Origin of the sequence: Mesorhizobium sp. M2A.F.Ca.ET.043.02.1.1 (assembly GCF_003952405.1) — a bacterium.
In the GTDB taxonomy this organism is placed as follows: Bacteria; Pseudomonadota; Alphaproteobacteria; order Rhizobiales; family Rhizobiaceae; genus Mesorhizobium.
In genome coordinates this window covers 6,381,217-6,399,763 of the sequence record NZ_CP034445.1, presented here as the reverse complement: position 1 = coordinate 6,399,763, position 18,547 = coordinate 6,381,217, and the positions used below count along the sequence as shown (strand labels likewise).

Annotated in this window: 18 protein-coding genes and 1 pseudogene; 10 read left to right on the top strand and 9 right to left on the bottom strand. The window is 64.1% G+C overall.

Features of this window, described 5'->3' with window-relative positions; all coding sequences use genetic code 11:
* Positions 1 to 75: 75 nt before the first annotated feature.
* Positions 76 to 3,036 (top strand): ribonuclease E/G, encoded by a 2,961-nt coding sequence (locus tag EJ068_RS30885; protein ID WP_127250814.1) that lies wholly within the window; start codon positions 76 to 78, stop codon positions 3,034 to 3,036.
* A 130-nt stretch (positions 3,037 to 3,166) separates the two neighbouring features.
* Here the strand turns inward: EJ068_RS30885 and EJ068_RS30880 are convergent, their stop codons facing one another.
* Positions 3,167 to 4,096, bottom strand: a complete 930-nt coding sequence (locus EJ068_RS30880) for a glutaminase (protein WP_189342195.1) — start codon at positions 4,094 to 4,096, stop codon at positions 3,167 to 3,169.
* A 5-nt stretch (positions 4,097 to 4,101) separates the two neighbouring features.
* Positions 4,102 to 5,250, bottom strand: coding sequence for an aminotransferase class I/II-fold pyridoxal phosphate-dependent enzyme (locus EJ068_RS30875; protein ID WP_127250816.1), 1,149 nt, complete (start codon positions 5,248 to 5,250; stop codon positions 4,102 to 4,104).
* A gap of 185 nt (positions 5,251 to 5,435) precedes the next feature.
* Here EJ068_RS30875 and EJ068_RS30870 point away from each other — a divergent pair, with 185 nt between their 5' ends.
* The 6 genes from EJ068_RS30870 (at position 5,436) to aat (ending at position 10,782) form a co-directional block, all read left to right on the top strand.
* A complete protein-coding gene (locus EJ068_RS30870; protein WP_127250817.1) occupies positions 5,436 to 6,848 on the top strand; it encodes a M48 family metalloprotease in 1,413 nt (470 codons plus the stop codon).
* A 58-nt stretch (positions 6,849 to 6,906) separates the two neighbouring features.
* Positions 6,907 to 7,734: a DsbA family protein gene (locus EJ068_RS30865; protein WP_127250818.1), complete on the top strand. Its 828-nt coding sequence runs from the start codon at positions 6,907 to 6,909 to the stop codon at positions 7,732 to 7,734.
* 132 nt (positions 7,735 to 7,866) lie between these two features.
* Positions 7,867 to 8,301 (top strand): type II 3-dehydroquinate dehydratase, encoded by a 435-nt coding sequence (aroQ, locus tag EJ068_RS30860; RefSeq protein ID WP_042643880.1) that lies wholly within the window; start codon positions 7,867 to 7,869, stop codon positions 8,299 to 8,301.
* A 26-nt stretch (positions 8,302 to 8,327) separates the two neighbouring features.
* On the top strand, positions 8,328 to 8,795 hold the full coding sequence (gene accB, locus EJ068_RS30855; RefSeq protein WP_126082841.1) for an acetyl-CoA carboxylase biotin carboxyl carrier protein: 468 nt from the start codon (positions 8,328 to 8,330) through the stop codon (positions 8,793 to 8,795).
* 13 nt (positions 8,796 to 8,808) lie between these two features.
* On the top strand, positions 8,809 to 10,152 hold the full coding sequence (accC, locus tag EJ068_RS30850) for an acetyl-CoA carboxylase biotin carboxylase subunit (RefSeq protein ID WP_126082842.1): 1,344 nt from the start codon (positions 8,809 to 8,811) through the stop codon (positions 10,150 to 10,152).
* A 12-nt stretch (positions 10,153 to 10,164) separates the two neighbouring features.
* On the top strand, positions 10,165 to 10,782 hold the full coding sequence (aat, locus tag EJ068_RS30845) for a leucyl/phenylalanyl-tRNA--protein transferase (protein WP_127250819.1): 618 nt from the start codon (positions 10,165 to 10,167) through the stop codon (positions 10,780 to 10,782).
* 2 nt (positions 10,783 to 10,784) lie between these two features.
* Here the strand turns inward: aat and EJ068_RS30840 are convergent, their stop codons facing one another.
* From EJ068_RS30840 to EJ068_RS30830, 3 genes are all read right to left on the bottom strand, one after another.
* On the bottom strand, positions 10,785 to 11,168 hold the full coding sequence (locus EJ068_RS30840; RefSeq protein ID WP_127250820.1) for a hypothetical protein: 384 nt from the start codon (positions 11,166 to 11,168) through the stop codon (positions 10,785 to 10,787).
* 59 nt (positions 11,169 to 11,227) lie between these two features.
* A complete protein-coding gene (locus tag EJ068_RS30835) occupies positions 11,228 to 11,857 on the bottom strand; it encodes a DUF2155 domain-containing protein (protein ID WP_245463294.1) in 630 nt (209 codons plus the stop codon).
* Between the two features lie 135 nt (positions 11,858 to 11,992).
* Positions 11,993 to 12,391 carry an NADH:ubiquinone oxidoreductase subunit NDUFA12 gene (locus EJ068_RS30830; RefSeq protein ID WP_042643890.1) on the bottom strand — a complete coding sequence of 133 codons (399 nt, stop codon included), beginning with the start codon at positions 12,389 to 12,391 and terminating at the stop codon, positions 11,993 to 11,995.
* 212 nt (positions 12,392 to 12,603) lie between these two features.
* Here EJ068_RS30830 and panB point away from each other — a divergent pair, with 212 nt between their 5' ends.
* Both panB and panC read left to right on the top strand, forming a co-directional pair.
* Complete coding sequence (panB, locus tag EJ068_RS30825; RefSeq protein WP_127250821.1) at positions 12,604 to 13,443, top strand: 3-methyl-2-oxobutanoate hydroxymethyltransferase; 840 nt, start codon at positions 12,604 to 12,606, stop codon at positions 13,441 to 13,443.
* Positions 13,440 to 14,291 carry a pantoate--beta-alanine ligase gene (panC, locus tag EJ068_RS30820; protein ID WP_127250822.1) on the top strand — a complete coding sequence of 284 codons (852 nt, stop codon included), beginning with the start codon at positions 13,440 to 13,442 and terminating at the stop codon, positions 14,289 to 14,291. The genes panB and panC overlap by 4 nt, the downstream gene beginning before the upstream one ends.
* 103 nt (positions 14,292 to 14,394) lie before the next feature.
* Here panC and EJ068_RS30815 read toward each other — a convergent pair whose 3' ends face one another.
* Together EJ068_RS30815 and gatB are read right to left on the bottom strand one after the other, a co-directional pair.
* The gene (locus EJ068_RS30815) at positions 14,395 to 14,883 is read right to left on the bottom strand and encodes a GNAT family N-acetyltransferase (protein WP_127250823.1); all 489 of its coding nucleotides are present in this window, start codon (positions 14,881 to 14,883) and stop codon (positions 14,395 to 14,397) included.
* Positions 14,884 to 14,887: 4 nt separating this feature from the next.
* Positions 14,888 to 16,387 carry an Asp-tRNA(Asn)/Glu-tRNA(Gln) amidotransferase subunit GatB gene (gene gatB, locus EJ068_RS30810; protein WP_127250824.1) on the bottom strand — a complete coding sequence of 500 codons (1,500 nt, stop codon included), beginning with the start codon at positions 16,385 to 16,387 and terminating at the stop codon, positions 14,888 to 14,890.
* Positions 16,388 to 16,759: 372 nt separating this feature from the next.
* Here gatB and EJ068_RS30800 point away from each other — a divergent pair.
* Positions 16,760 to 17,028, top strand: a pseudogene (locus tag EJ068_RS30800) (YjhX family toxin).
* A 43-nt stretch (positions 17,029 to 17,071) separates the two neighbouring features.
* Here the strand turns inward: EJ068_RS30800 and EJ068_RS30795 are convergent.
* On the bottom strand, positions 17,072 to 17,503 hold the full coding sequence (locus EJ068_RS30795; protein ID WP_127250825.1) for a CBS domain-containing protein: 432 nt from the start codon (positions 17,501 to 17,503) through the stop codon (positions 17,072 to 17,074).
* Between the two features lie 126 nt (positions 17,504 to 17,629).
* A complete protein-coding gene (locus tag EJ068_RS30790) occupies positions 17,630 to 18,373 on the bottom strand; it encodes a rhomboid family intramembrane serine protease (protein ID WP_127386006.1) in 744 nt (247 codons plus the stop codon).
* Positions 18,374 to 18,547 lie beyond the last annotated feature (174 nt).

The following is an 18,547-nucleotide window of genomic DNA, read 5'->3' as shown; positions in this document are numbered from 1 at the left end:
ACACAGATACAGGCGCACAGCGGCGGGAATTGCCACGCCAGCTGCGGCCGTCGGCTGCCGGCAGGAAACAAGATAATGCCCAACAAGATGCTGATAGACGCCTCCCACCCGGAGGAAACACGCGTTGTCGTCGTTCGCGGTAACCGCATCGAAGAATTCGACTTTGAATCCCAGGACAAGAAGCAGCTCAAAGGAAACATCTACCTCGCCCGCGTAACCCGCGTCGAACCTTCCCTCCAGGCAGCCTTTGTCGAGTATGGCGGCAACCGTCACGGTTTTCTCGCCTTCAGTGAAATCCATCCCGACTATTATCAGATCCCGGTCGCCGACCGTCAGGCTCTGCTGCGCGCCGAAGCGCAGGAGGCCGAGGACGAAGACGACGAGGAAGCGGAGAACGGCGAAGAGCAGGCGCGCGATCGCGGCGGCCGGCGCAACCGCAGGCGCGGCGGCAAGAACCGTGACCGCGGCGAGCACAGACACGCTTCCTCGGAAAACGAGGAAAGCCCGGCTGAGCCCGCAGCCCTCGAAGAGCCCGCGGCAGAGGCTGCCGGGAGCGAGGAAGCCGGCGGCGTGACCGCCGATGCCTGGCCAGAAGACGCATCGGACGTATCGGATGCCTCCATCGTCGCCGAAGCCGTCGAAGTCGAAACCGACCAGGAAACGGCTGAAGAGTCCGCCGCCGAGACCGGCGGCGGCGACGCAGCGGACAACGAGGACGGCAAGCCGTCCGAAGGTGGCCCCACCTCGATCGCAGCGAGCGTCGAAGCCGATGTGATTTCCGAGGCGGTGCCGCAGGCGGATCAGCCCGAGCAGACCGCCGAAGCCGCCAGCGACAATGATCGCGGCATGCTGGAGGACGTCTCGGCCTCGCATTCGGACGAGCACGAGGTCGAATCGGTCGGCGCCGAGGACGCGCTCGAGGAAATCCGCAGCCGCCGCAAGCCGGTCCGCCGCCAGTACAAAATTCAGGAAGTCATCAAGCGCCGCCAGATCCTTCTGGTGCAGGTGGTCAAGGAAGAACGCGGCAACAAGGGCGCCGCGCTCACCACCTATCTTTCGCTTGCCGGCCGCTATTCGGTGCTGATGCCGAACACAGCGCGCGGCGGCGGCATCTCGCGCAAGATCACCAACGCCCAGGACCGCAAGCGGCTGAAGGAGGTCGTGACCGACCTCGACGTGCCGCAGGGCATGGGTGTCATCCTGCGCACCGCCGGCGAAAGCCGCACCAAGGCCGAGATCAAGCGCGACTACGAGTATCTGATGCGGCTGTGGGAGAACGTCCGCAGCCTCACGCTGCAATCCACGGCCCCTGCCCTCGTCTATGAGGAAGGCAGCCTGATCAAGCGCTCGGTGCGAGACCTCTACAACAAGGATATCGACGAGATCCTCGTTTCCGGCGAGGACGGTTATCGCGAGGCCAAGGACTTCATGCGCATGCTGATGCCGAGCCACGCCAAGGTGGTTCAGCCCTATCGCGACACGACGCCGATCTTCGTGCGCAACGGCATCGAGGCGCAGCTCGACCGCATGCTGCAGCCACAGGTGACGCTGAAAAGCGGCGGCTACATCATCATCAACCAGACCGAGGCGCTGGTCTCGATCGACGTCAACTCCGGCCGCTCCACCAAGGAGCATTCGATCGAGGAGACCGCGCTCCACACCAATCTAGAGGCGGCCGAGGAAGTCGCGCGGCAGCTCAGACTGCGCGACCTTGCCGGCCTCATCGTCATCGACTTCATCGACATGGAGGAGAACCGCAACAACCGCGCTGTCGAGAAGCGGCTGAAGGATCACCTCAAGAACGACCGCGCCCGCATCCAGGTCGGCCGCATCTCGCATTTCGGCCTGATGGAAATGTCGCGTCAGCGCATCCGCGCCAGCGTGCTGGAATCGACCATGAAGCCCTGCCCGCATTGCGGCGGCACCGGCCATGTGCGTTCCGATTCCTCCGTGGCGCTGATGGTGGTGCGGGCGATCGAGGAATTCCTGCTCAAGGATTCGCGCAGCCACATCATCGTGCGCACGCCGGCCGCGACGGCGCTTTACGTGCTGAACCACAAGCGCGCCAACCTTGTGGAGCTCGAAGCCCGTTTCGGCCTGACGATCACGATCGAGGCTGACGAGACTCTCGGCACCCAGCATTACGCGATCTTCCGCGGCGCCATAGCCGAGAAGCCGGAAGGTTTTGTCGAGGTGCGCAGCCTGCCGGCCTATGTCGAGCCGGACGAGCCCGAGGACGAGATCGTCATCGAGGAGGAAGAAGAGGCCGCGGTGCAGGCCGAACAGCCGCGCCAGCCGCAGCAGCAGGGCCAGCACCAGCAGCGGTCCGAGGACGGCGAAGGCCGCGACCGCAAGCGTCGCAAGCGCCGGCGGCGGCGTGGCGGCAGGGACCGCGACCGCGAGCACAATGGGGATGTCGCGGCGGCGCCGGCGGAAGCTGGCGAAACCAGCGACGATGCCGCGGATGCGCCGGAAGAAGCAGCCCAGGAGGCGACCGCTGGCGGCGAAGCCGAGGCAACCGCTACCGATGATGCTTCCGGCAAGAAGCGCCGGCGCGGCAAGCGCGGCGGCAAGCGCAACCGCCGCGACGACGAGGCTTCAGAGGCCGCCGCCGGCGACGGCGAGGACGAAGCAGCGGAAGATGAGGACGCCGCAGGCGAGCCGGCGGTGGCAGCCGCGCCTGAGCAGCCTGCTGCCCCCGCGGCCGCCAATGACGACGCCGAGGCGATCGAAAAGCCGAAGAAGCCCCGCCGTTCGCGCGCCAAGAAGGCCGCCGAGGAAGCCGTGGCAGAGACGGTGTCCGAATCTGTGGCGGAAGCCCAGGTCGCGCCCGTGGCGGTCGAGCCGGAGCCGGCACCTGCCGCTCCCGCGGCGGCCGAGGCCGAGCCCGCCGCCAATGCTCACCCGACGCGGCGCAAGCCGCAGTCGATCGATGCGCCGGTTGTTCCCGTCGTCTCCTCGAACGTCTCCGAAGAGGCCAAGACCGAGGACAAGCCGAAGCGCGCCGGCTGGTGGCAGCGCAAAGGTTTCTTCTAAGCTTTTCAAATTGTTGGACTGATTTCTTTTCAAAAATCCCGCGCCGCCTGGCGCGGGATTTTTTTGTTTGCCGAAGCGCAAGGCAAATCGAGATTCAGGTCAGGCCGGCCTCACCTGAATATCGACTTGCCTATGGCGCGAAGATCGACCAGTTCATCATCCGTGCGAGCTTCTCCAGGGCGATGGAGCCGAGCTTGGAGTTGCCGTTCTCGTTGAGGCCGGGCGACCAAACAGCCAGCGAAGCCACGCCGGGCACGATGCCCAAAATGCCGCCGCCGACACCGCTTTTGCCGGGGATGCCGACGTGGAAGGCAAAATCGCCGGAGCCGTCATAGTGGCCGCAGGTCAGCATCAGCGCGCCGATACGGCGTGCCCGCTCGGCCGACACGACCGAATGCCCGGTCGCCGGATTCCTTCCGCTATTGGCGAGGAACCGGCCCGCCATGGCAAGCTGCCGGCAACTCATGGCGATGGCGCAGTGATGGAAATATACGCCCAGTGCCAGCTCCGGCTCATGATGAAGATTGCCGAAGGATTTCATGTAGTTGGCCAAGGCGAAGTTGCGGTAGCCGGTGGCCCGCTCGGACGCCGCCACTTCGCGGTCGATGATGATCGTCTCGTCATCGGCGAGGAACTGGATGAAGCGCAGGATCTCGCCGATCGCCTCGCGCGGCTGATGCCCGGCGAGCAGCACGTCGGAGACGACTATGGCGCCGGCATTGATGAACGGATTGCGCGGGATGCCGTTCTCATGTTCGAGCTGGACGATCGAGTTGAACGGATTGCCGGACGGCTCGCGGCCGACGCGCTGCCAGAGCGCATCGCCGACCTTTCCCAGCGCCAGCGTGAGGGTGAAGACCTTCGAGACGCTTTGGATGGAAAAGGGCTGATCGGCATCGCCGGCAAGGATGACGCGGCCATCATTGGTCACGGCGGCGATGCCGAATTTCTTCGGATCGACCTTGCCGAGCTGCGGGATATAGGTCGCTACCTTGCCGCGATCGGTGCGTTCAGCCATTTCGGCGGCGACTTCCGCCAATGCTTGCTCGAGTTCCGGCATGGCTTCTATTTCAGCCAGTGTTCGATGCGCGCCAGCGCCTCGACCATGTCTTCATGGCTGCCGGCATAGGAAAAGCGCATGGTGCGATGCCCCTGCTGCGGATCGAAATCGCGGCCTGGCGTCGCCGCGACATGCGCCTGGGCCAGCATTTTTCGCGCAAAGGCCATGCTGTCGTTGGTGTGGCGGGTGACATCGCAGAAGGCATAGAAGGCGCCGTCCATGGGTGCTGCCAGCGCAAATCCGAGCTCGGGCAGACGCTTCATCAGAAGGTCGCGATTCAGGGCATAGCGCGCCTTCACCTTTTCGAGCTCCAACGTGGCCTTGAAGGCCTCGATCGCGGCAATCTGCGACAATTCCGGCGGCGAGATATAGAGGCTCTGGGCGATGCGCTCGACCGGCCGCACCAATTCCTCGGGCAGCACCATCCAGCCGATGCGCCAGCCGGTCATGCAATAGTATTTCGAGAAGGAATTGATCACGGTCACCCCGGCGCCATGCGCCAGCGCGGTCACATCGGGCGCCGCATAAGCCAGCCGGTGGTAGATTTCATCGGAGATGACGCCGATGCCGAGTTCCTCCGCCGTCTTCACCAGGGCCGCAAGTTCGTCCGCCGGGATCACCGCACCCGTCGGATTGGCGGGGCTGGCAAACAGCACACCCTTCAGCGGCTTATCGCGATGCGCGCTCTTCAGATGCTCGGCATGCAGATAGGCGTCCGCGCCGAGCTCGATCTCGACGATCTCGATGCCGAGCGCGGCCATGATGTTGCGATAGGCCGGATAGCCGGGCGCGGCGATGGCCACGCGGTCGCCCGGATCGAACATGGCCAGGAAAGCGAGGTTGAAGGCGGCCGACGACCCCGTGGTGACGGCAATGCGCGACGGCGCGACGTCGATCCCGTAATGCTCGCCATAGTGCTCGGCGATCGCCTTGCGCAGATCGGCCAAGCCCAAGGCATCGGTGTAGCCGATGCGGCCGTGCCTGAGGGCCGCGGCCGCCGCTTCGCGTACGCCTGCCGGCGCGGAATCCGACGGCTGGCCGACGGCCATCGACACCACAGGCACGCCGGTGGCCTTCAGCCGGTTGGCTTCGGCCAGGATGTCCATGGCGTGGAAGGGCTCGACTTCCCCCCGGCGCGAAAGCGAAACGACCATTTGACCTCTTCCAACTGCCCTATTTCGGCGAATTCCGGACGCAAGCAGCGCAGACTTGTCCTTGAACTGCCCTAGTTAAAGGAACAGCGCCGCACAAATGCCCGATTGATGTGGGGATCACAAGCGCGCAGGAAGTTGCCGGCGCCGACTTTTCATCTTTCGCCCGCTCGTCTACCAGTGGACCTATGTTGAGCCGACCCCGACCATCGATTGGCAGATCGACCTCTCTCAGCCGAACCGCGCGCGGCTTCGCGACGCTTATGCTTGCCGCCGCCGTTGCCGTGTCGAGCTCGGTCAGCGCCTTCGCGCAAGGCGTGCCGGTGGTGCGCGACGCCGAGATCGAGGCGCTGGTGCGCGACTATGCCCGCCCGATCTTCAAGGCCGCGGGGCTTGCCAATGACGGCATCGACATTGTTCTGGTCAATGATCCGAGTTTCAACGCTTTCGTCACCGGGCGGCGCCTGTTCGTCAACACCGGCGCGCTGGTGACCGCCGAAACGCCGAACGAGATCATCGGCGTCATCGCGCACGAGGCCGGCCATATTGCCGGCGGTCATCAGCAGAAATTGCGCGACCAGCTCGACCGCGCCAAGACAATGGCCATCATCGCCACGCTGCTCGGCGCCGGTGCCATGGTGGCCGGCGCGACCACCAACAGCAAGGGCCTGGCGGGCGCCGGCATGGGTGTTGCCGCCGGCGGCGGCGAGATGGCGCAGCGCTCGATCCTTGCCTATCAGCGCACCGAAGAGATCACCGCCGACCGTTCGGCGATCACCTATCTCAACGCCACCGGCCAGTCCGGCATGGGCATGCTGAAGACCTTCGGCCGCTTCCAGAGCGCGCTGTCGCTCGCCGGCACCCAGGTGGATCCCTACCGGATCAGCCATCCGATGCCGCAGGAGCGCATCGCCAACCTTGAAGTGCTGGTCAAGCAGAGCCCCTTCGTCAATGTTGTCGACCCCCCGGCGCTGCAGCAGCGGCACGACATGATGCGCATCAAGATCGCCGCCTATATGCAGGGCCAGGCGGCTGTCGCGCGGCTGATGCGCAAGAATCCGACCAGCCTCGCCTCGCGCTATGGCGACGCGCAGCAGACCTATCTTTACGGCAATCCAGGCGCCGCGCTGACCAAGACGGCGGCGCTGATCAAGGAACAGCCGAAGAACCCCTATTTCCAGGAGCTGCGCGGCGATATCCTGATGAAGGCCAACAAGCCGAAGGACGCGGCGGACGCCTATGCCAAGGCGGTGAGCCTCGATCCCGCGCATTCCGGACTGCTGCTGGTCTCGCTCGGCCAGGCGCTGATGGCGGTGGGCACGCCTGATTCGCTGAAAAAGGCCGTGGTCCAGCTCAACAACGGCGTCGGGCGGGACAAGGAGAATGCCGAAGCCTATCGCTTCCTGGCGCAGGCCTATGGAGAACAGGGCGACATTCCGGCCGCCGATCTTGCCACCGCAGAGGGCCATTACTATGCGGGCGACTACAAGAATGCGAAGATCTTCGCCATGCGCGCTCAACAGAAATTGAAGCGCGGCGAACCCCGCTGGGTGCGCGCTCAGGATATTATAAACTACACACCGTCTAACAAACTCAAATGAACCTCCCGGACGTCGGCGACGACGAAGGCGGACCGGAACAGGAAAAAGGACGACGATAATGAACAAGGCAATCCTGCTTGGCAGTGCCGGCGGCCTGGCGGTGGCGCTCGGCATGCTGGCCTTCGGTTTCGTGGCGGGAAATCCGCAGGCCGCGAAGGCCGACACCGTGCAGGTCGCCCAGGTCACGTCCTCCGCCGACACCCAGGCGGCCGCCGATACCAAGATCGATCGCAAGGAGGTCGAGGGCATCATCCGCGACTACCTCTTGAAGAACCCGGAAGTGCTGCTCGAGGTGCAGGACGCGCTCGAGGCCAAGCAGAAGGAAGAGCAGCGGCTTGCGGCACTCGGCGTCATCAAGAATTCCAAGGACGAGATCTTCAACTCGACGTTCGACGGCGTCGTCGGCAACCCCAAGGGCAAGGTCACGATCGTCGAGTTCTACGACTACAATTGCGGTTTTTGCAAACGCGCCATCGAGGACATGCAGGCTTTGACCAAGTCCGATCCGGACCTGCGCTTCGTCCTCAAGGAGTTCCCGATCCTGAGCCCCGATTCGCAGAAGGCCAGCGTCGTCTCCATGGCGTTCCACCTGATGCATCCGGAGAAATACGGCGAATTCCACACCGCGCTGCTCGGCGGCCAGGGCCGCGCCACCGAAGCGACCGCTATCAAGGTGGCGCTTTCGCTCGGCGCCGATGAGGCGACGCTGCGCGAGAAGATGAAGGATCCGCGCATCGCCGAGACGCTTTCGCGCACCTATGACCTTGCGACGAAACTGTCGATCACTGGCACGCCGTCCTATGTGGTCGGCAACGAGGTGATCTTCGGAGCGCTCGGCCAGCAGGTTCTGGCGGAAAAGATCGAAGAGGCCAAGAGCGCACTGTAGGCGCTTGCGGATACAAAAGCCGGCCGCTGTGGACAGCGTAAGAACGCACTTGCGCTCTTTTCGCGGGCGGCTATGCCCATTATAGAGGCCCAGTGCGCCGGCTTGGGGTCGGCGTGAAACAAGGTCGGCATATTGAAAACGATTTTCGTCCTCAACGGTCCCAATCTCAATGCGCTCGGCAAACGCGAGCCGGGAATTTATGGCGGCAAGACGCTTGCGGCCATCGAAGAGGATTGCAAGGCGGCGGGCGCCGCGCTCGGGCTCGGGATCGATTTTCGCCAGTCCAATCATGAGGGCGATCTGGTCGACTGGATCCAGGAAGCCGGCGAGAAGGCTGCAGGAATCGTCATCAATCCCGGCGCCTACAGCCACACCTCGATCGCCATCCACGACGCCATCCGCTCTGTTGCGCCGCTGCCCGTCGCGGAGGTCCATCTTTCCAACATCCACGCGCGGGAGCCCTTCCGCCACGTCTCCATGGTCGCGCCGGTCGCTGTCGGCATGATCTGCGGGTTCGGGCCGCTCGGCTACACGCTCGCGCTGCAGGCACTGGCGGCACGCCTGTGACCGGCCCCCAAACAGAAGGCTCGAAAATGTCGATAAAAAAGAACGGTGTTGACCAGCAACTGATCCGCGACCTGGCGGGCATCCTGAACGACACCAATCTGACGGAGATCGAGGTCGAGCTCGGCGACCTCAAGGTGCGCGTGTCGCGCCAGTCGCAGGCTGTCCATGCGGTTGCCGCGCCCCTGCCCGCGATTGCCGCTCCCGTCGCCGCCGCGGCTCAGCCGGCAGCGGCCGTCGCCGCGGCGCCTGCCGATCCGTCCAAGAATGCCGTGCCTTCGCCGATGGTCGGCACCGCCTATCTGGCGCCCTCGCCCGACGCCAAGCCGTTCGTCGAGATCGGCCAGAAGGTGAAGGAAGGCCAGACGCTTCTCATCATCGAGGCGATGAAGACGATGAACCAGATTCCTTCGCCGCGCGCCGGCACGGTGACGGCGATCCTCATCGAGGACGCCCAGCCGGTCGAGTACGGAATGCCGCTGGTGGTCCTCGAGTAGGAACAGCCAAGAGATGTTCCAGAAGATCCTCATCGCCAACCGCGGCGAAATCGCGCTCCGGGTGCTGCGCGCCTGCAAGGAGCTCGGCATCCAGACGGTGGTGGTCCACTCGACCGCGGATTCCGACGCCATGCATGTGCGGCTCGCCGACGAGAGCGTCTGCATCGGCCCGCCGCCGTCGCGCGAAAGCTACCTCAACATCCACCAGATCGTCGCCGCCTGCGAGATCACCGGCGCCGACGCCGTGCATCCGGGCTACGGCTTTCTGTCCGAAAACGCCAAATTCGCCGATATCCTCGCCGCCCACAACATCACCTTCATCGGCCCCTCCGGCGACCATATCCGCATCATGGGTGACAAGATCGAGGCCAAGCGCACGGCAAAGCGTCTCGGCATTCCCGTGGTGCCCGGCTCCGACGGCGCGATCAGCGACGAGAAGGAAGCCAAGCGCGTTGCGGCCGAGATCGGCTATCCGGTGATCATCAAGGCCTCCGCCGGCGGCGGCGGCCGCGGCATGAAGGTGGCGCACACCGAAGCGGACCTCGAAGTCGCGTTGCAGACGGCAAAGTCGGAAGCCGGCGCGGCCTTTGGCGACGACGCAGTGTATATCGAGAAATATCTGGAAAAGCCGCGCCATATCGAGGTGCAGGTGTTCGGCGACGGCGCCGGCCGCGGCGTGCATTTCGGCGAACGCGACTGCTCGCTGCAGCGGCGCCACCAGAAGGTGTGGGAGGAGGCCAATTCGCCCGCGCTCAACGCCGAGGAACGTTCGCGCATCGGCGGCATCTGCGCCAAAGCCATCGCCGATCTCGGCTATTCAGGCGCAGGCACGATTGAGTTCCTCTATGAGAATGGCGAGTTCTATTTCATCGAGATGAACACGCGACTGCAGGTCGAGCATCCGGTGACCGAAGCGATCACCGGCATCGACCTCGTGCATGAGCAGATCCGCGTCGCTTCCGGCGGCGGGCTGTCGGTCAGGCAGGAGGACATCAAGTTCACCGGCCACGCCATCGAGTGCCGCATCAACGCCGAGGACCCGCGGACCTTCACGCCTTCGCCCGGCACGATCACGCATTTCCATACGCCGGGCGGCCTCGGCGTCCGCGTCGATTCCGGTGTCTATTCCGGCTACAAGATCCCGCCTTATTACGACAGCCTGATCGGCAAGCTGATCGTGCATGGCCGCAACCGCGTCGAATGCATGATGCGGCTGCGCCGCGCGCTTGATGAATTCGTCGTCGACGGCATCAAGACGACACTGCCGCTGTTTCGCGACCTTGTCGGCAATCCCGACATCGCCAATGGCGATTACGATATCCACTGGCTGGAAAAATACCTGGCCAAGGGTGAATAGCACGGGGATGCGATGACCCGCCCCTACGCGCCAGGCTATCGCATCCCGACCGACCTGCTGCTCAGGGCTTACGCATCGGGCGTATTCCCGATGGCCGAGAGCGCCGACGACCCGGAAGTGTTCTGGGTGCGGCCGGAGACGCGCGGCATCATTCCGCTGGACGGGTTCCACACGCCGCGCAGCCTCAAGAAAACGATCCGCAAGCACCCGTTCGAGATCCGCTACGATTTCGATTTCGAGGCGACGATCGACGGCTGCGCCGAGAAGCGCGAGGAGCGCCGCTCGACCTGGATCAATGCGCCGATCCGCGAAGCCTATGTCGAGCTCCATCGCCTCGGCCACTGCCATTCGGTCGAAGCCTGGCGCGAGGACCGTCTGGTCGGCGGCCTTTACGGCGTTTCGCTCGGGCGCGTGTTCTTCGGCGAGAGCATGTTCGCCAGGGAGACCGATGCCTCTAAGACCTGCCTCTATTATCTGGTCGAGCGGCTGAAGGCGCGCGGCTTCGCGCTGCTCGACACGCAGTTCACCACCGAGCATTTGAAGCGCTTCGGCGCCATCGACGTGCCGCGCGGCCAGTATGAGAAGCTGCTGGCCGAGGCGCTGAAGGGCGAGGCCGTCTTCTATCCCTGAGGTCAGTCCCGCGCCGTATCCATCGGCGTCTGCGCGTGAAACATCATCTTCCAGCCGTCGGCGCGGTGAACATAGCCGGTGCTGACCAGCGCGGCATAGGATTCGCCGTTCTCACGCGTCGCGCGCGCTTCGTAAGTCAGCATGATGATATCGCTGCCCGGCTCGACCATGCCCTTCAGCTTGATGTCGAGGTCGCGCCAACGGTTGGGTTTGCTGGCTGTCGCCGCCAGGTCGGAGTTGGTCATCGCCTTGGCCATTTGCGGAAACGCCACCAGGCATTCCACATCGGCATTGGCTTCATAATAGGCGGAATCGCCGGTCCAGAAGCCCTTCTCGATGTCGAGAAGCTCTTGCTTGTTGGCCATGATCGGCTTCGTGGCGGTCATCGCGGAATCCTCCTCGCCTTGCCGAGTTGGAACGGCTGAAAGGCGGGCAGGTTCCGGGATCAGTTGGTGCTGGAGGGATCGTCGTCGGTCGGCTCGGGGGCAGCGCCAGCCGGCTCGGTCGCCGGCTCCGCCGCTGCCTTGGGCTTGGCGGCCTGGGTCTTCGGCTTGCCCGTCTCGGCCTTTGCTGCGGTCGGTGGCGGCACGTCCGACTTCTGCTTGCAGCCCTTGAGCCAGACGTCATAGACGGCGTGCTCGACGGCGTTGAGGCCAGGGCTTTCGGCAAACATCCAGCCGGTGAAGATGCGACGGATCTTGCGATCGAGCGTGATCTCGTCGACCTCGACGAAGGAATCGGTCTTCGGCTGCTCCGTGTCCGGCCGCGAATAGCAGACGCGGGGCGTGACCTGCAAAGCGCCGAACTGCACGGTCTCGTCGACATAGACGTCGAAGGTGATGATGCGGCCGGTGATCTTGTCTATGCCGGCGAATTCGGCCACTGGGTTGGTGATACGCTCGGAGGCAGCCGGCGCAGGGGCCGGCGCCTGCGCGGCGGCGAAAGCGGCTGTCGAGGCAAGCAGAAGGGACGTCCCAGCGATCAGCGCCTTAGAGATTTGGGCTGGAATCCTGAGCCGCAATTCCGAACGGAAAACCGCTGCGCACTTTTCCTGGAATTGCTCTGGATCGCTCATGCAAAACACCGGTGGTTGTGCCCGGGTGATTCTTCAATGCCCAAGGCTAATCATGGCTGCGCAGTCAGCAAGCAGCTAAACGCCAATTGTGGCGATAAAGGATCGAAGCGACGCCTTGAATTGCGATCCGGGTGATTACGATCCCGGCGTCCAGGCATCGTAGTCGCCGGTCACTTGCGGACGATGCTGGTTAGTCAAGATCGAACCTTGCGGCCGATAGGCGCCGGGCGTTCCCGTGAGGTTCGCCCGATGCGGCTTCTGCCACTCGCGCGCCTTGTAGCTCTCGCCCGAAGGGGGCGTGTCGACGCGGTGATGGATCCATCCATGCCAGCCGGGCGGGATCTTCGAGGCTTCCGAATAGTCGCGGTAGATCACCCAACGGCGGGTGCGGCCTTCCGAATCGACACCGCCTTCATAATAGACGTTGCCTGCTTCGTCCTCGCCGACCTTCTTGCCGAAGCGCCAGGTGTGGAAGCGGGTGCCAAGCGTCTGGCTGTTCCACCAGGTGAAAAACTGCAGCAGGAAAGTTTTCATCCAGATCCTCGCGGCGGCAGCGGCTGCGCCTCTCCCCTGCTTATGGCGTCACGCCACCGCGAAGGCAAGGGTTTTGCCGCTCCCGGAATGTAATGCTTCGTGCGCTAAATCGATGCAGCCGCTCCGCTGGCGGCAGGGCGGCTTGCAAAGCCTTGCCTGTCTTTCTAAAGCTCGACCCGCCCCGGTTCGGGGCGCCTTCAGGGAGGTGACGATTGACCCGGAAACCGTCCGCCGACAGCCGGATCAACGCCGAAGATATTCGCCGCCGCAAGGGCGGCGTGCCGATCGTGTGCCTCACCGCCTATACCTACCCTGTCGCCCGCCTGCTCGATCCGCATGTCGACCTGCTGCTGGTCGGCGACAGCGTCGCCATGGTTCTGCATGGCCACGCCACCACGCTTGGCGCCTCGCTGGAGATGATGATCGCCCACGGCCAGGCCGTGATGCGCGGCTCGGCCAAGGCCTGCGTCGTGGTCGACATGCCCGCCGGCAGCTATGAGACCTCGCCGGCGCAGGCCGCGACGTCCGCGAGGCGCATTGTCGAGGAAACGGGCTGCCAGGCCGTGAAGCTCGAAGGCGGCGTCGACATGGCCGCCCAGATCGCGGCCATCGTCGCCGAAGGCATACCGGTGATGGGTCATATCGGGCTGCAGCCACAGTCGGTGGAAAGGGACGGCGGCTACAGGATCAAGGGCCGGACGGAGGAGAACATCGCAGCGCTCTTCCGCGACGCCGAGGCGGTGGAGAAGGCCGGCGCTTTCTCGGTCGTCATAGAGGGGACGATGGAGGCCGTGGCCGCGAAGTTGACCCGTCATATTTCCATACCGACCATCGGTATCGGCGCCAGCGCCGACTGCGACGGCCAGATCCTGGTGATCGACGACATGGTCGGCATGACCGTCGACCGCGTGCCCAAATTCGTGAAGGAATACGCGGATTTGCGCAGCGTGATCGCCGATGCGGCGGCGCGCTACGCCGCCGAGGTGCGCAGCCGCGCCTTTCCCGGCCCAGACCACGTCTTCACGACAGCATCCGGCAAGGACGAGACATGAGCACTCCAATCGTCGTCGACAGCGTCGCCGCCCTTCGCGCCCAGGTGCGCGAGTGGCGCCAGGCCGGCCTCAGGGTCGCCATGGTACCGACCATGGGCGCGTTGCATGACGGCCATATCTCGCTGGTCAGGATCGCGCTCGAATGCGCCGACCGCTGCGTCGTCTCGATCTTCGTCAACCCGACGCAGTTCGCGCCGACGGAGGACCTCGACAAATATCCGCGCCAGCTGGCGCGCGATCTCGACCGGTTGCGGGAGGCAGGCGCGCATCTCGCCTTCACGCCGAGCGTAAGCGAAATGTACCCCGCCGGCTTCGCCACCAAGATCTCGGTGGGCGGCCCCTCGTCGGGTCTCGAAACAGACTTCAGGCCGAGCTTCTTCGACGGCGTCGCGATCGTGGTGGCCAAGCTCTTCCTGCAGGCGGCGCCCGACTGCGCCGTGTTCGGCGAAAAGGACTACCAGCAGCTTTGCGTCGTCAGGCAGCTCTGCCGCGATCTCGACCTGCCGGTCGAGATCATCGGCGCGCCGACGGTGCGCGACGCGCACGGCCTCGCCATGTCGTCGCGCAATGCCTATCTGGGCGAAGCCGAGCTCGACATCGCGCGCCAGCTCAACGCGATCCTGCGCCGCACGGCAGCGGCGCTTTCGACCGGTGCGGATGAAGCCGGCGCCACCGAAGATGCTGCAAAGGCGCTTGTCTCCGCAGGCTTCCGGAAGATCGACTATGTCGCCGCCCGCGCGAGCGTCACGCTCGAACCCTGGCGACGGGACCGCGACGGCCGCCTGCTCGCGGCAGCATGGCTCGGCACGACGAGGCTGATCGACAATGTGGAGATTCCCTCCGCGTGACCGCTCGCGGTCCGATCGGCTGCCGATCGGCGGGCTGTCGCCGCCGTTGACGCCTATTCTTCCGACGGCATATGCAGATACATCGACTGGAGGCGTCGCCGATCTAGCCGAGCCGCTTTTCCATGACGAGCGCGGGCAATCCCGAACTGCCGCCGCAATCGGCGGTCCTGCCCGCCTGGCGGAACCCGTTCGCCTGGTAGAAGGCGATCGCCACGGCATTTGCTTCCTCGACTTCGAGGCGCAGCGTATCCATCTCCGGAAAACTGGCCTCGACTTCGTCGAGCAGCGACTGGCCGATCCCCTGCCGCTGGCAGGCCGGATGCACGTAGAGCTGGTTCAGAAGGACGATCTTCGGGTCGGTGGTTGCGGCGGCGAACGCCATGCCGCCGAGCCGCTTGCCGTCGTCAGCAACCAGGAACTCGGAATTCGGACGCGTCAGCCGCGTCTTGAGCGAGGTGATCGAATGCCAGTCGTCGGTGATCGCCGTAACCCGCTCGGCGCCATAGATGGCATCATAGGTCGCATGCCAGGTCTCGACCAGCAGCGCGCGGACCGCAACAAGATCGCGCTCGCTGGCGGTGCGGACGAACATCGCTCTATTCGATGCCCAGCTTGGCCTTGACGAGGTCGTTGACCGCCTGCGGGTTGGCCTTGCCGCCGGTCGCCTTCATGACCTGGCCAACGAACCAGCCGGCCATGGTCGGCTTGGCGCGCGCCTGCTCGGCCTTGTCCGGATTGGCGGCGATCACCTCGTCGACGGCCTTCTCGATGGCGCCGGTGTCGGTGACCTGCTTCATGCCGCGGCTCTCGACCAGCTGGCGCGGATCGCCACCCTCGTTCCAGACGATCTCGAACAGGTCCTTGGCGATCTTGCCTGAAATGGTGCCTTCCTTGATCAGGTCGAGCACGGCGCCCAGCTGCTCAGGCGAAACCGGAGCATTTTCAATGTCTTTGTCGGCCTTGTTCAGCTGCCCAAGGAGATCGTTGATGACCCAGTTGGCGGCGAGCTTGCCGTCGCGCCCGGCGGCAACCTTCTCGAAATAGTCGGCGATCGGCTTTTCCGAAACCAGCACCGAGGCGTCATAGGCGGACAGTCCAAGCACATCGACCAGCCGAGCCTTTTTGTCGTCGGGCAGTTCCGGCAGGTCCTTGGCGAGCGCATCGACATAGGCCTGGTCGAACTCCAACGGCAAAAGGTCGGGATCTGGGAAATAGCGATAGTCGTGCGCTTCTTCCTTGGAGCGCATCGAGCGCGTCTCGCCCTTGTTCGGATCGAACAGGCGCGTCTCCTGGTCGATCTTGCCGCCGTCCTCGAGAATGGCGATCTGCCGGCGCGCCTCATATTCGATGGCCTGGCCGATGAAGCGGATCGAATTCATGTTCTTGATCTCGCAACGCGTGCCGAACGCGCCGCCCGGACGGCGCACCGAGACGTTGACGTCGGCGCGCAGCGAGCCCTCGTCCATGTTGCCGTCGCATGTGCCGAGATAGCGCATGATCGAGCGCAGCTTGGTGACATAGGCCTTGGCCTCGTCGGCCGAGCGGATGTCAGGCTTGGAGACGATTTCCATCAGCGCGACGCCGGAGCGGTTGAGGTCGACATAGGACATGGTCGGGTGCTGGTCGTGCATCGACTTGCCGGCATCCTGTTCCAGGTGCAGGCGCTCGATGCCGACCTCGATATCCTCGAACTCGCCCTGGCGGTCGGGGCCGACGGAGACGATCACCTTGCCCTCGCCGACGATCGGCTGCTTGAACTGCGAGATCTGATAGCCCTGCGGCAGGTCCGGATAGAAATAGTTCTTCCGGTCGAAGACCGACTTGTGGTTGATCGCGGCCTTGAGGCCGAGCCCGGTACGGATCGCCTGCTTGACGCATTCCTCGTTGATGACCGGCAGCATGCCCGGCATCGCCGCGTCGACCAGGCTGACATTGGCGTTGGGCGCGGCGCCGAACGATGTCGAGGCGCCCGAGAAGAGTTTTGCTTCCGAGATCACTTGCGCATGCACTTCGAGCCCGATGATGACTTCCCAGTCGCCGGTGGCGCCGGGGATAAGCCGTTTTGCGTCGGGGGTGCGGGTGTCGATGATGCTCATGGAGGCCTGCGTATCTTAGAATTCGCGATATGCAAAACGCATATTTCGGTGCGCAACTTCGCTAGTGCAAACCGCCCTGCGAGACAAGCGTAAAGCCCACACGCTGGCCTTTTCCGCTACGTTCGCCTATGGGACACTCCTCCCAATGGAGAGTGGATGTCCACTTACGCTCAGTCCCGGTGAAGCCCTGACCTCGTAGCGAGGCAGGGCAGAAAAACCTGAAACCCCGTGCCGCGATGTCTCGCGGCGGCGGCTTTTGTTGTTTTTCCCGGGACTTTATCCAATGGACATTTCGCGCAGCGCATGACCCCGAAAATCGGAACCGATTTTCGGAAAGGATCATGCGCCAACCAAGAGTGCCACAGCGTCCTTTTGCGCGTCCGAGACGCGCGGCGCTGTGGGGAACAGCGCATACTGCATCTGCTCGCGCAGGGCGGGCGTATCGAAATCGAAAAAACGAGAGTAAAAAGATCGCCTCCGTCCAGTGCCTGACCCGCGACGGCTGGCGCTATCCTGGCTTCGACCTGGAGCTCTTTCGAAAATTGAGGCGCAAGAAAGCGGTTTCTTCGACGGAAGCCGGCCCCTACCGCATCACCCGGCGCGGGCTGCAGCTCGTCCGCGCCGAGCTCGACAACCGCTAATGCCCAATGCCGCCGGCCGAAAACCGGCGGCATCTTTCGCACTCTAGGCGGTGGCGATGTAGGCCCTGATCTCCTCGGCTTCGCGCTCGACGTCCTCGATGCGGCGCTTGACCACGTCGCCGATGGAGACGATGCCGTCGAGCAGGCCGTTTTTCTCCACCGGCAGATGGCGGAAGCGGCCCCTCGTCATGATCTCCATGACCTCGTTGACCGTGTGGTTTTCGTTGCAGATCTTCACCTTCGGTGTCATCGCCGAGCGCACGGCGATGTCGAGCGCGGCGGCGCCCTCCCTGGCCAGGACCTTGACGATGTCGCGCTCCGAGAGGATGCCGACAATCTTGCGGTCGCCATTGGTGATGACGAGCGCGCCGATCCTGTGCTCGGCCAGCATGCGAATGGCCTCGCTGAGTTTCTCATTGGGCCCGAGCGTGAACACGTCATGGCCCTTGCTTTCGAGAATTGCCTTAACCGTCATGGCGTCCTCCACTGCCTTTGACGCCGGCTCCCCGCCCCGACCGGCTTTTCAGCCCCTGCGCCCCTAGGAAGACACCGGGTGCTTAGCAAACATGGTGCGCCGTGATTGGTTGCTTTTCAAGTGCGCCTAAGAAGTAGGCGGCAGCCGGCGGCGGTCGAAGAAACGCAATCCGAAGAAGCCGGCGATGAAGCCGCCAATATGGGCTTCCCAGGCGATCTGGCCATCGACGCCCGGCGCGAAGCCGAGCAGGCCGGTGGCTAGATTGATCACCATCCAGACGCCAAGAAACGTCATGACGCCGCGCAAGCGCAACACGGCCGCAATCGGCAGCGGCTCGCCGGCGAAGGCCGCCCTGCCGGATGACCGGTCGATGCGGAAGCCATAGCGCGCGGCCGCGCCCATCATGCCGGAAATCGCCCCCGACGCGCCGACGAGCGGCACCTCGCTGTAGGGATGCAGCGCCCAGAACAGAACAACCGAAGCCAGCCCGGTCACCGCGTAGAATATGGCGAAACGCAGCGCGCCGAGACGATTGGCGAGCGGCGAGCCGAAGGCCGCCAGCCAGATCATGTTGATGGCGATGTGGGCAATGCCACCGTGCATGAACGCATAGGTGAATGGACGCGTGAACAAGAACCAGTCGAAGCCATACTTGCCGGTGTAGAGCACCGGAATGAAGGCTCCGTCGTAGAGCAGTACCATGTTCTGCGCATCGTCCAGGACATATTGCTGCAACAGAAAGACAGCCGCGCAAATGCCGATCGCGGCCAACACCACTGGCGGCAGGTTGAACACCGGTTCGCGGCGCCTTGGCTCTGGAGCCTCGTCCGGCGGCGGTTCGTTCTCAGTGGGGCTTACAGGCTCGCTCATGCACCCTTGCGGTCCGGGAGTCAGGGATTTCGACGAGCATGTAGATCACGCTTTTTCGAATCACAAATGGCTATTCGCCACAGGACGCGTGCGGAAGAAGGCGCGAATCAGAACGGGAACGAATCAAAAAGAAGGCCGTCCAGGTGTCCCCCTGAACGGCCGGTCGAGTCCCCT